Annotated in this window: 10 protein-coding genes; 3 read left to right on the top strand and 7 right to left on the bottom strand. The window is 38.3% G+C overall.

The features are described 5' to 3' along the window. Positions 1-11: 11 nt before the first annotated feature. On the top strand, positions 12-971 hold the full coding sequence (locus V5290_RS11660) for a coproporphyrinogen III oxidase (protein WP_333385766.1): 960 nt from the start codon (positions 12-14) through the stop codon (positions 969-971). 141 nt (positions 972-1,112) lie between these two features. Further along, positions 1,113-2,144: a dihydroorotase gene (gene pyrC / locus V5290_RS11655; RefSeq protein WP_333385764.1), complete on the top strand. Its 1,032-nt coding sequence runs from the start codon at positions 1,113-1,115 to the stop codon at positions 2,142-2,144. 110 nt (positions 2,145-2,254) lie between these two features. Here the strand turns inward: pyrC and V5290_RS11650 are convergent, their stop codons facing one another. Then, positions 2,255-2,854: a PhnA domain-containing protein gene (locus V5290_RS11650; protein WP_333385761.1), complete on the bottom strand. Its 600-nt coding sequence runs from the start codon at positions 2,852-2,854 to the stop codon at positions 2,255-2,257. An 88-nt stretch (positions 2,855-2,942) separates the two neighbouring features. Next, complete coding sequence (locus V5290_RS11645) at positions 2,943-4,019, bottom strand: glycosyl hydrolase family 18 protein (RefSeq protein ID WP_333385760.1); 1,077 nt, start codon at positions 4,017-4,019, stop codon at positions 2,943-2,945. Positions 4,020-4,134: 115 nt separating this feature from the next. On the opposite strand from V5290_RS11645, the gene V5290_RS11640 reads away from it, so the two are divergent. Then, positions 4,135-5,283, top strand: a complete 1,149-nt coding sequence (locus tag V5290_RS11640; RefSeq protein ID WP_333385757.1) for a methyltransferase — start codon at positions 4,135-4,137, stop codon at positions 5,281-5,283. A 59-nt stretch (positions 5,284-5,342) separates the two neighbouring features. Here the strand turns inward: V5290_RS11640 and V5290_RS11635 are convergent, their stop codons facing one another. The 5 genes from V5290_RS11635 to sucA form a co-directional block, all read right to left on the bottom strand. Beyond that, on the bottom strand, positions 5,343-5,831 hold the full coding sequence (locus V5290_RS11635; RefSeq protein WP_333385754.1) for a hypothetical protein: 489 nt from the start codon (positions 5,829-5,831) through the stop codon (positions 5,343-5,345). A gap of 352 nt (positions 5,832-6,183) precedes the next feature. Beyond that, positions 6,184-7,056, bottom strand: coding sequence for a succinate--CoA ligase subunit alpha (gene sucD / locus V5290_RS11630; RefSeq protein WP_333385751.1), 873 nt, complete (start codon positions 7,054-7,056; stop codon positions 6,184-6,186). Next, complete coding sequence (gene sucC / locus V5290_RS11625) at positions 7,056-8,222, bottom strand: ADP-forming succinate--CoA ligase subunit beta (protein ID WP_333385748.1); 1,167 nt, start codon at positions 8,220-8,222, stop codon at positions 7,056-7,058. Before sucC ends, sucD begins: the two co-directional genes overlap by 1 nt. Positions 8,223-8,342: 120 nt before the next feature. Further along, entirely contained in the window at positions 8,343-9,509 is a 1,167-nt protein-coding gene (gene odhB, locus V5290_RS11620; RefSeq protein WP_333385747.1) for a 2-oxoglutarate dehydrogenase complex dihydrolipoyllysine-residue succinyltransferase, read from the bottom strand. A gap of 48 nt (positions 9,510-9,557) precedes the next feature. Beyond that, positions 9,558-12,371 (bottom strand): 2-oxoglutarate dehydrogenase E1 component, encoded by a 2,814-nt coding sequence (sucA, locus tag V5290_RS11615; RefSeq protein WP_333385744.1) that lies wholly within the window; start codon positions 12,369-12,371, stop codon positions 9,558-9,560. Positions 12,372-12,417: the final 46 nt, after the last annotated feature.

Raw genomic sequence — 12,417 nt, 5'->3', positions numbered from 1 at the left:
ATAGGAAGCTCATGCGCGTATTCGCCACATCAGATCAAGCAACATTTGCATTAACCGAACTTAGTCAAGTACAAGACTATTTTGTAAATAAATTATCGACCCTTTCGACAGGTACTCAGTTTATCCCTGTCGAATGGCTACGTGATGAAGGAACTCATGGTGGTGGTAAACGTTATGAAGCCAGCGATAACAGTGTATTTAATCGAGCTTCTGTTAATGTTTCGCAAGTACAATATGAAGATAAGCCTGATAAGGCCTTTTTATCTGCTACCGCGTTATCAACAATTATTCACCCTCAACACCCTTTAGCACCTTCTATTCATATTCATGTTAGTTGGACTGAATTAAAAAATGGTCAACGCTACTGGCGTCTAATGGCAGATTTAAACCCAGCGATCGAAGATGCAACAGACAAAACTGTGTTTAATGAAACGCTCAAACAGGCCAGTGGTAAACATTACGATAGCGGTATTGAACAAGGCGAACAGTATTTTTATATTCCGGCATTAGATAAACACCGTGGTGTTTCGCATTTTTATTTAGAGGGCTTTGTTGGCGATGAACAAACACCTAAGTACTTTGCAATTAATTTTGCTAAGCAAGTTATCGATTGTTATATCGCTATATTAACCGATAAATTTAGCAGCCTTCCGCCTCCATCTGATCAAGAGTTAGCTCAGCAGTTGGACTATCATACCTTGTACTTTTATCAGGTATTAACTTTAGATAAAGGGACAACGGCTGGTTTATTAATTCATAACCAAAATGATGTGGGCACTTTAGGATCATTACCTGCTTATATTAACCGACACTTACTTTTAAGTTGGGTTGAACAATCTGAAGTAGCTCAACAGCCTTTAGTAAAAGCGTTAGTTGATTTATTCCCAACGCAACAAGCGGTTCATGTAAACGCAAGTATTAAAGCTAAAATTGCAGAGACTATTCGAGCCCATTACGCTCAATTAAGCTAATTATTGAGTTACCGCTCATCTATTAAATATGAGCGGTAATCTTGTTAAATCATTAAACCAGCCAGTTTGCTCTTTACTTAGCTTAATCTAACTTCTAGAATCAGCGTCAACTTCCCCAGCCTCTATCACACGGAGTATTATATGAGCACTAAACTAACCATCACACGACCTGACGATTGGCATGTACACTTACGCGATGGCGATGTGTTAGCAGATACAGTTCGCGATACTAGCCGTTATATGGGGAGAGCAATTGTAATGCCAAACCTAGTGCCTCCAGTGATGACAACTGATAGTGCATTAGCTTACCGAGAGCGTATTTTAGCAGCTCAACCAAAAACAACTTTTACACCATTAATGGTGCTTTACCTTACTGACAATACAACGCCAGAAGAGATCAAAAAAGCCAAAGCATCAGGTCATGTTTACGCAGCTAAATTATATCCTGCTGGCGCAACGACCAATTCTGATTCAGGCGTGACAGATGCAACTAAACTAAAGGCAACTCTTAAAGCGATGGAGGAAGTCAACATGCCTTTACTCGTTCATGGAGAAGTGACTTCAAATCACGTTGATATATTCGATCGTGAGGAAGTATTTTTAAAAGAAGTGTTGTCACCAATCGTTGAGCAGAATCCAGATCTGAAAATTGTTTTAGAGCACATTACGACAGCAAATGCTGTTGAATTTGTTAATAAAGCAGGCGATAACGTTGGCGCTACTATTACGGCACATCATTTAATGTTTAACCGTAATCACATGTTGGTAGGCGGCATTAAACCCCACTTCTATTGTTTACCTATTTTAAAAAGAAATACGCATCAAGCAGCATTAGTGAAAGCGGCGACTAGCGGTAGCAAAAAATTCTTTTTAGGTACGGATTCAGCGCCACATGCTATTGGCGCAAAAGAATCGGCTTGCGGTTGTGCTGGTTCTTATACTGCATTTGCTGCACTAGAACTTTATACTGAAGTATTTGAAGCTGAAAATGCTTTAGATAAGTTAGAAGGTTTTGCTAGTTTTAATGGTCCTGACTTCTATGGTGTTCCACGTAATCAAGATACTGTGACTTTAGAAAAGACAGAATGGCCAGTACCTGAATCATTAGCTTTTGGTAATGATATTGTGGTGCCTATTAAAGCAGGTGAAAACATGACATGGAAAGTACTTTAGCCATCCGTTAAAACGTACTGTATCTTCTTAATAATAAAGGCCCTAATACTATTATGTACTAGGGCCTTTATTGTTTATGACTATGTTTTTACTAATGAATGTAACTGGTATTACTTATCTTCAAACAAAGGCATTTTTTTAAGGTAAGTTGTTAATAAAACGATACGTACGCCATTAACACGTCCTTCTATATGCTCTGGATTATCAGTTAATGAGATATTACGTACTGGTGTGCCTCGTTTTGCAGTAAAGTTTGCCCCTTTTACTTCTAGGTCTTTAATCAAGGTAACATTATCACCAGCTACTAAAACAGTGCCGTTAGAATCACGTGTTGGGGCAACTTCTTCAATCTCATCAGCTGCTACTCCATAATCAGCCCATGCTTTCTGTTCATCTTCCATATACATCATATCTAACAGATCTTGTGCCCAGCCTTCACCTGCTTTGCTCAAACGAGTTAACATACGGAAAGCGGTTACTTGTACCGCAGGAACTTGACTCCACATGCTGTCGTTTAAACAACGCCAATGGTTATTATCCATTTCAGCTGTTTTAGCAATTTGCTCAGAACAGGTCGAACAAACTAAAACCGACTTGTCAGAATTAGGCTCTTTAACTGGTGGGACTTCAAAGATAGACAAATCATTAGTAGATGAACACAACTCACAACATCCGTTGCTACGTTCAGTTAAAGCGGCTTTAATCGGCATAATACGACCTTAATGTGGTTAGAAAAAATAAGGGCGCTATTATGCGCCCTTTTAACCACAAAAAAAACCATGGAATTATATTTTATAATTAATCACAAATATCGTTGGCACTCCCTGCGACTTGCCAATCGACCGCCGCTAAAATAGAAAAGTAATCACTATCAAAATAGTCCTGCTCTAATGATGTAATAATCACGCCACCAGCATACGATTGTGCATACTCTGTTTTATCGTTTACTGTTGGAATACCATTGTAGTTAATGTCATCGTATTTATTACCGTCTTCATCTTCTACGTTAGAGGCTTCATCTACACAGGCATTATCATCATCGTCATCAACAATCTCTCTAAAATCTAGTACACCATCACCTTTTGAATAAACAGGTATAGCGAGTACAAGACGATTTTTAACTACACAACGATCAGTCCAATACTCAATAGCATCTTCAGCATCTTCCAATGAAGAGTGTAAATCGTCATCATCGGTTGTATTTAATGCCATCACGTTCATGAAATCAGCGTAATCTAATACATCATCCTGAACGCCATCATCTGTGTCATCATCGTCCTGGCCAGTATCAACAACAAAACTAAAGATTTTATCTTCATCTTCTAGTGACTCACTGACTTCTTTGACTAAATCTTCAAACAGATCACCTTCATCGTCACCCTCTGGAAACTGCCAATTAATATCAATACCATCTAGATCATAATCATCAATGAGATCTTCCATATTATCGATAAAATTACTCATAGCAGAGTTACTTGCTGCAATAGTATTAAATGCGGAGTCACTTGAATTACCAATTGAAGCCATCGCATAAATACCTGCGTCGTGTGCGGCCTCGACCATATCTTCAAAATCGTCAGTGTCATCAGGTAAGACTAATTCACCACTAGAAGTCACACCAATTTTGTTATAGATAACATGAGTTAACATAGTAAAATCGATATCGTCTAGCGTATCTTCATCATTCTCCCCCCAATAGGCAATCTGTTTAAAGTTGACGGTAGTGGTATCAGTACTACAAACGACTTCATCTTCCCCATCGGCAATATCAGATAAAATATCATCAATTTGGTTATCACAAGCTGTTATAGTGAATAATGAAGCACTGATAAGTAGTGCTTTCATTAATTTATTTTTAGTTATTATTATATTCACAAAGCGTCTCATCCTTATTCATTTTGAGTACAGGCATAATATCACTTACCTTAAGCAAGCAAGCAAGTTAAAATAGCACATTAACTTACACTATATACACAACTAGGCTAAACCTATGAATGAAGCATTAATCATTGCAGATCAAATATTAATTTTACATCGTCACCCACGCAGAAAAAATGAAACCTTACAAGCATGGGATTCAGCAGATGAATACCTGATCAACCATTTCCAAGATAATGATTTAGGTAAATACATTACCGAAGATGGGCAATTATTAATTATCAATGATGGTTTTGGTGCACTTAGCTGTTTCTTCCAAGAGACTCAAAGAACTGTTGTTTCAGATTCATTTTTATCTGTTGGTTCTATTAAACTCAATATGCAGCGTAATCAATGTCCTACTGAGACACTATTAATTCAAGATAGTTTGCAGCCATTACCCACAAATGCAAAAGTAGTGCTTATTAAAGTGCCTAAAACCTTGTCTTTTCTCGAGTATCAATTACAACAATTAAGCTCAGTTATTGATAAAGACACTATTGTTGTTGCTGCAGGTAAAGTCGATGCGATTCATAAATCAACGCTGGCATTGTTTGAAAAATATATTGGTACAACTAAAACGTCATTAGCGAAGAAGAAATCTCGTCTTATATTTAGCTTGCCTGATCAAATAAACGTTTCAGAAAAAGAAGTAGCAATCACTTGGGACATAGAACGTTTTGATTGGAAAATACACAACCACGCCAATGTATTTTCACGTAACCATTTAGATATTGGTGGCCGTTACTTAATGGAGAACCTTCCTGAAGGTGATTTCACTAAAGTCGTCGATTTAGGGTGTGGTAATGGTGTGGTTGGTATGGCGGCAGCAGAAGCTTACCCAGATGCACAAATTACCTTTATTGATGAGTCATATATGGCTGTCGACTCTGCACGAATTAACATGTTGAAGAACTTTGAAGAAGAGCGTTCGGATAACACTCGATTTGTAGTGAATAATGGACTAGTTGGTTTTAAGTCACGCAGCTATGATTTGATTTTATGTAACCCACCTTTCCATCAACAGCACGCTATTACCGATCATATCGCTTGGAGCATGTTCAATGACGCACACTTTTGTTTAGCAATAAACGGTGAGCTGGTGATTGTCGGGAACCGTCATTTAGATTATCAAGATAAGTTAAATCGTATATTCGGTAACTGTGAGCTAATTGCAGAAAACAAAAAATTCGTTATTCTGCGCGCTATTAAAAGAGATTAATTAGCCTAAAGATAGACTTTTAATAATTCATGGTTAGGTTAATAAATTAACCTAACCATTTATGCTCTAACACATTGAATTAAGTCACTATAAGCTTCAGACTTAACTGTTAACTCATCATTACTTAAATGAATAACCTTTCCTGATTCATTAACTGTCGCAGGTAGTATTTTCTTTAAATTTAAAATTGATTCAAGCTCTGGATGGCTAACATTTTTAAACTCTATATTTTGCGAGCTCATACTTAACGTATCTTCGTTTAACTGCCATGTTGAACTATCCGTTATACTGTATTTTAATTTTGGCATGCCACTTAACGCAAATAATAAAATCCCATAACCTTGAGATGTATTATCTTGGTTATATTTAATGCGGTAATTAACATCAATCACCATTTTAGAGTTGGGCTCTTCTATTTTATGTTGGCAAAACCAACTACCGTAGAGGTTACTTTTATTGATTGGAGATACATTAGTAACATTTGATTCTGCCATGCTTGGAATTGCATAGAACAGTAATAATGCAGGTAATATTTTAACTAAGTTCATGGGTAACCTTGTCACAGACGAAATAATAAATTAACAATAGTGTTTAAGCTTAGGGAGTGATTAAGCTTCTCACAATACTTAGTCAACAACTTAAGCAAATAAATCCCAATCTTTGAATAAATATTTTTTGTAGAATACCTCTATGGAATAAGCTGCATATTTTGAACAGAATATTGATGATAATTGACACTTTTAGCAGCATTTTTTGAATCAAGTAGAAGGTATAGCGTTGATAATGACGATTAAAAACTTGTTCAAAAGTTTTTGTTTAATAAGAAGCAGTATAAATTAAAGGCATAAAAAAACCCCGCATAAGCGAGGTTTAATAATAAAACTGTTTAATGAAACTTAATTACCAGCCAGTGATTTCGCGCAATGCTTTACCGATATCTGCTAATGATTTAGTGGTTTTAACACCAGCATCTTCCAATGCTTTAAATTTATCTTCAGCTGTACCTTTACCGCCTGCGATAATTGCACCAGCATGCCCCATACGCTTACCAGCAGGTGCAGTTACACCAGCAATGTAAGAAACAACAGGTTTAGTTACATTTGCTTTAATGAAAGCAGCAGCTTCTTCTTCAGCAGTACCACCAATTTCACCAATCATCACAATAGCTTCTGTTTCTGGATCTTCTTGGAACAGTTTTAATATATCAATAAAACTTGAACCAGGAATTGGATCACCACCAATACCAACACAAGTTGATTGACCAAACCCTTCGTCAGTGGTTTGTTTTACTGCTTCATAAGTCAATGTACCAGAACGAGATACAATCCCAACTTTACCCTTCTTATGAATGTGACCAGGCATAATACCAATCTTACATTCATCAGGTGTAATAACACCTGGACAGTTCGGGCCAACCATCACAACACCAGCTTGATCTAGTTTAATTTTAACTTCAACTAAATCTAATGTAGGGATGCCTTCAGTAATAGTAACAATCAGCTTAATACCTGCATCAATTGCTTCTAAAATAGCATCTTTACAAAATGGCGCAGGTACATAAATCACAGAAGCTGTTGCGCCTGTCTCTTGTACTGCTTCGCTTACTGTATTAAATACCGGTAAACCTAAATGCGTTTGGCCGCCTTTGCCTGGTGATACACCACCAACCATTTTTGTGCCGTATTCAAGCGCTTGCTCAGAATGAAATGTACCTTGTCCACCAGTGAAACCCTGACAAATTACTTTAGTGTCTTTATTAATTAAAATGCTCATTATTTGCCACCTACCGCTTTCACAGATTGCACAGCTGCATCTGTTAATGATGTTGCTGCAATAATATTTAAACCAGACTCCGCTAAGATCTTACGACCTAATTCAGCGTTGTTACCTTCTAAACGAACAATAACTGGAACTGATACGCCCACTTCTTCAACCGCTCCGATAACACCGTCAGCAATTAAATCACAACGTACAATACCACCAAAGATATTAACTAATACTGCTTCAACTTTATCGTCAGATAAAATGATCTTAAATGCTTCTGTAACACGCTCTTTAGTCGCACCGCCACCAACATCTAAGAAGTTTGCAGGGTTTCCGCCATGTAAATGAACAATATCCATTGTCCCCATTGCTAAACCGGCACCATTAACCATACAGCCGATGTTACCATCAAGTGCTACATAGTTAAGCTCCCACTGTGCTGCATGCATTTCACGTGCGTCATCTTGAGTAGTATCGTTAATTTCATTGAGTGCTTTTTGACGATACATTGCATTAGAATCAATAGAAATTTTGCCATCTAGACAAATTAAGTCATCGCTACCTGTTACAACAAGCGGGTTGATTTCTAACAAAGATAAATCTTTATCTTGGAAGATAGTTGCTAAACCCAAGAATATTTTTGTAAATTGACCAATTTGTTTACCAGAAAGTCCTAACTTAAACGCTAACTCACGACCTTGGTATGCTTGTGCACCGACTAATGGATCAATAGTAACAGTGTGAATAAGCTCAGGAGTTTCCTCAGCGACCTTCTCAATTTCAACGCCACCTTCGGTTGATGCCATGAACGTAACACGTTGTGAAGCGCGGTCAATAACAGCACCTAAATACAACTCATTAGCAATGTCGCTACAACTTTCTAATAACAACTTGTTGACTGGTTGGCCGTTGGCATCAGTTTGATAAGTTACTAAGTTCTGACCTAACCATTTTTTAGCAAATTCACGAATAGACTCTTTTGAATCAACTAACTGCACACCACCCGCTTTACCGCGACCACCTGCATGTACTTGACACTTGATAACCCATTTGTCGCCGCCTAATTTAGACGCGGCATTAACTGCATCTTCACCACTGTCACAGGCAACACCCTGTGGAACTGGTAGACCATACTCTTTAAATAGCTGTTTTGCCTGATATTCATGCAAATTCATGTTTGATTTCCATTTGTTGAGTTAAACTTAATAGCCCGAAAGCTGTGAGTGTAAAAACAATTTATGAAATTAGCTGCCTATCAATATAGGCAGCTAAGGAAGGGATACTGAAGCGCGGAATTAAATGTCTAATAATAGACGAGTTGGGTCTTCCAGTAGCTCTTTAATTGTTACCAAGAATCCTACTGATTCTTTGCCATCAATTAAACGATGATCATACGAAAGTGCTAAGTACATCATAGGTAATATCTCAACTTTGCCATCAATAGCCATTGGGCGGTCTTGAATTTTGTGCATACCTAAGATAGCAGCTTGCGGTGGATTGATAATTGGTGTTGAAAGTAACGAACCAAATACGCCACCGTTCGTTACTGTGAAGTTTCCACCCATCATTTCATCAACAGTTAATTTACCATCACGACCTTTGATTGCGAGGTCACGAATGCCCTGCTCAATCTCAGCAACACTAAGAGTATCGGTGTCACGTAATACCGGTGTTACTAAGCCACGTGGTGTAGATACTGCGATGCTGATATCGAAAAAGTTATGATAAACAATATCGTCACCATCAATTGCTGCATTTACTTCTGGGTAACGTTTTAACGCTTCTGTTACAGCTTTAATGTAGAAAGACATAAAGCCTAGACGAATACCATGTTTCTTTTCAAATACTTCTTGGTATTGCTTACGAAGATCCATGATAGGTTTCATGTTTACTTCATTGAATGTTGTTAACATTGCTGTTGAATTTTTAGCTTCTAATAAACGTTCTGCAACACGTTTACGAAGACGAGTCATTGGTACACGTTTATCACTGCGCGCTGCAACAGCTGCTACGATATCAACTTTAGGTGTAGTTTCGCTTTTGTTTTTCTCTGTGCGGAACTTCTCAACGTCTTCACGAGTGATTACGCCACCTTTACCAGAACCTTTGATATCACGGGCATCAATATCTTGCTCTAACATTAAACGGCGAATAGATGGGCTTGCGTCAGCCGCTTTCGCTGGTGCTTGCTCTTCAACAACCTCTTCTTCTTTCGCTGCTGGTGCATCACCTTCTTCAAGTTTAGCTAAAAGTTGCTTAGATAAAACAGTTGCGCCTTCATCTTCAATAATTTCTTTTAAAATACCAGTTGCTGTAGCAGGTACTTCAAGTACAACTTTGTCGGTTTCGATTTCAACTAGCACTTCATCGCGCTCTACGAAGTCGCCAGGATGTTTATGCCATGTTGCCACTGTTGCATCTGCAACTGATTCAGGCAATTCTGGAACTAATATTTCAATCATAATTAATACTTCCTACTATAAATTTTATATAATTAAATTTAATTTTGATTACTGTTCATCAAAACCAAGTGCTTCATTGACTAATGCTTTTTGCTGCTTAACATGTAGTGACATATAACCTACGGCTGTTGATGCCGATGCTGCACGACCTGCGTATTGCAAGTTAGCACCTTCTGGCAGAACGCTTCTAAAGTTATGTTGACTACAGTACCAAGCACCTTGATTTTGTGGCTCTTCTTGACACCAAACAAAGTCTTTAACATGTGCGTATTGTTCAATTATGTCGTTTAACTCATCCGTTGGGAAAGGGTACAGTTGCTCGATACGAACAATAGCTACGTTATTCAATTCTTCATTGCGACGTTTATCTAATAATTCGTAGTAAACTTTACCACTACAAAGTACAACACGATCTACTGCTTTCGAATCTAACTCATCTACTTCTCCAATCGCATTTTGGAATGTACCTGAAGATAGCTCATCTAAACTAGATACAGCCATTGGATGACGTAATAATGACTTAGGAGACATAACGATTAATGGACGACGCATAGAGCGAATTACTTGACGACGTAGCATGTGGTAAACCTGAGCAGGCGTGGAAGGAATACAAACTTGCATATTATGCTCTGCACATAATTGTAAGTAACGTTCCAAACGTGCAGATGAATGCTCCGGACCTTGACCTTCATAACCATGCGGAAGCAATACAGTTAGACCACACATACGGCCCCACTTCTGCTCACCTGATGATAGGAACTGGTCAAAAACAACCTGTGCGCCATTCGCAAAATCACCAAACTGCGCTTCCCAGATACATAGACCTTTAGGAGCTGCTGTTGAGTAACCATATTCAAATGCTAATACCGCTTCTTCTGATAATACTGAATCATGTACATCAAAATGGCCTTGCTCATCTGAGATATTCTGCAGTGGAATATAACGACCCGCTTCAGATTGCTCATGTAGTACAGCATGGCGATGGAAGAAAGTACCACGACCAGAATCTTGACCTACTAAACGGATGTTATAACGTGAATCAAGTAAGGTTGCATATGCTAAGTTTTCAGCAAAACCCCAATCACATAATTTCTCACCACGTGCCATCATCAAGCGGTCTTTGTAGATTTTTGCAACACGCGGATGCTGTACTTGATCTTCAGGATATTGACTAATGGATTCAGCAAGCTCTCTTAGGCGATCTTTTTGGAAAGCTGCTTCATATGGAGACTGCCAAGTATGTTTAAGGTATGGTGTCCAATCAATAGAGTTATTACCCTGCATTTCTTGCCATTCTTTAACAACACACTCACCATTATCCAATGCATCACGATATGTGGTCACTAAACTTTTCGCATCAGCACCTGTAATTACACCTTCACTTTCTAATTGCTTAGAGTAAATTTCACGAGGTGTTGGATGTTTTTTGATTTTTTTGTACATCACAGGTTGTGTTGCGCTTGGTTCATCTGCTTCATTGTGACCGTGACGACGGTAACAAACTAAATCGATAACAACATCACGCTTAAATTTGTTACGGAAATCAATTGCAATTTGTGTCGCGTGCATTACCGCTTCAGGATCATCACCGTTTACATGAAAAATAGGTGCTTGGACCATTTTCGCAATATCAGTACAGTAACGTGTTGAACGTGTATCTTCACGATTAGAAGTTGTGAAACCAACTTGGTTATTAATCACGATACGGATAGTTCCGCTCACTTTAAAGGCTTTTGCTTGTGACATGTTAAATGTCTCTTGCACCACCCCTTGACCTGCAATTGCCGAATCACCATGAATAGTAATAGGCAGTACACTTTCACCGATACCATTCAAACGTTCTTGACGCGCACGCACTGAACCAAGTACCACTGGATTAACAATCTCTAAATGAGACGGATTAAATGCTAATGATAAATGAACGTTGCCTTTAGGTGTTTTAAAGTCACTACTGAAACCTTGATGGTATTTAACATCACTCGAACCATCAATATTGTCATGCTTACCAGCAAACTCATTGAAAAGATCTGTTGGTTTTTTACCTAACACATTAACCAGTACATTTAGACGACCACGGTGTGCCATACCAATAACTACAGCTTCAGCACCTTGCTCACCAGAGCGACGAATTAACTCTTTCAGCATAGGAACAAATGAATCACCACCTTCTAGGGAGAAACGTTTTGCACCTGGAAACTTAGAACCGATATAACGTTCCAAGCCTTCCGCTGCCGTTAACTCTTCAAGAAAACGTTGTTTTGCTTCATTACTAAAAGAAGGTCGACTTTCACTTGATTCAATGCGATTTTGAATCCAACGTTTCTCATCTGTATCCGTGATGTGCATATATTCCACACCTAACGAACCACAATAAGTACGTTTTAAAGAAGCCACTAAATCTTTTAAAATCATAGTTTCATTGCCAGCGGCAAATGATCCTACGTTAAAGTTTGCATCAAAATCAGATCCTGTTAGATCATGATAAAATGGGTCTAATTCTTTGATTGTTTCGCTTTTAACTAAACCAAGTGGATCTAAATTAGCTGCTTCGTGACCACGATGACGATATGCCCCGATCAACTGCAATACTTTTACTTGTTTAGCATCATTATGAACAGCTCCTTGTGGAGGTGTGAAACATTTTGGCGCTTTCGCCGCATGCTTCATCTGTTCGCGAATAATAGAGTGACGCTCTTCTGGAGTATCACTCACACTTGGTAATTCATCAAAGACTTCACGCCAATTAGCGTCCACTGAACATGGATCGTCTAAATAAGACTCATAAAGGTCTTCAATATAAGTGGAATTTGCCCCGGAAAGATGCGATGAGGCTAACCAAGTTTCCATAACATTAGTTGGCATTAACGTTCCTTATATTATTATGATTATTTCACTAATCATGTGTAAA

It is taken from the genome of Psychromonas arctica, from assembly GCF_036697365.1.
GTDB lineage: Bacteria > Pseudomonadota > Gammaproteobacteria > Enterobacterales > Psychromonadaceae > Psychromonas > Psychromonas arctica_A.
The sequence above is the reverse complement of the archived record's forward strand: the minus strand, read 5'-3'. Positions and strand labels throughout refer to the sequence as shown.

What these genes read in the sequence shown, in the direction of transcription:
- V5290_RS11660 (WP_333385766.1), top strand. Translation starts at nt 12, where the DNA reads ATGCGCGTATTCGCCACATCAGATCAAGCAACATTTGCATTAACCGAA.
- pyrC (WP_333385764.1), top strand. Translation starts at nt 1,113, where the DNA reads ATGAGCACTAAACTAACCATCACACGACCTGACGATTGGCATGTACAC.
- V5290_RS11650 (WP_333385761.1), bottom strand. Translation starts at nt 2,854, where the DNA reads ATGCCGATTAAAGCCGCTTTAACTGAACGTAGCAACGGATGTTGTGAG.
- V5290_RS11640 (WP_333385757.1), top strand. Translation starts at nt 4,135, where the DNA reads ATGAATGAAGCATTAATCATTGCAGATCAAATATTAATTTTACATCGT.
- V5290_RS11635 (WP_333385754.1), bottom strand. Translation starts at nt 5,831, where the DNA reads ATGAACTTAGTTAAAATATTACCTGCATTATTACTGTTCTATGCAATT.
- sucD (WP_333385751.1), bottom strand. Translation starts at nt 7,056, where the DNA reads ATGAGCATTTTAATTAATAAAGACACTAAAGTAATTTGTCAGGGTTTC.
- sucC (WP_333385748.1), bottom strand. Translation starts at nt 8,222, where the DNA reads ATGAATTTGCATGAATATCAGGCAAAACAGCTATTTAAAGAGTATGGT.
- odhB (WP_333385747.1), bottom strand. Translation starts at nt 9,509, where the DNA reads ATGATTGAAATATTAGTTCCAGAATTGCCTGAATCAGTTGCAGATGCA.
- sucA (WP_333385744.1), bottom strand. Translation starts at nt 12,371, where the DNA reads ATGCCAACTAATGTTATGGAAACTTGGTTAGCCTCATCGCATCTTTCC.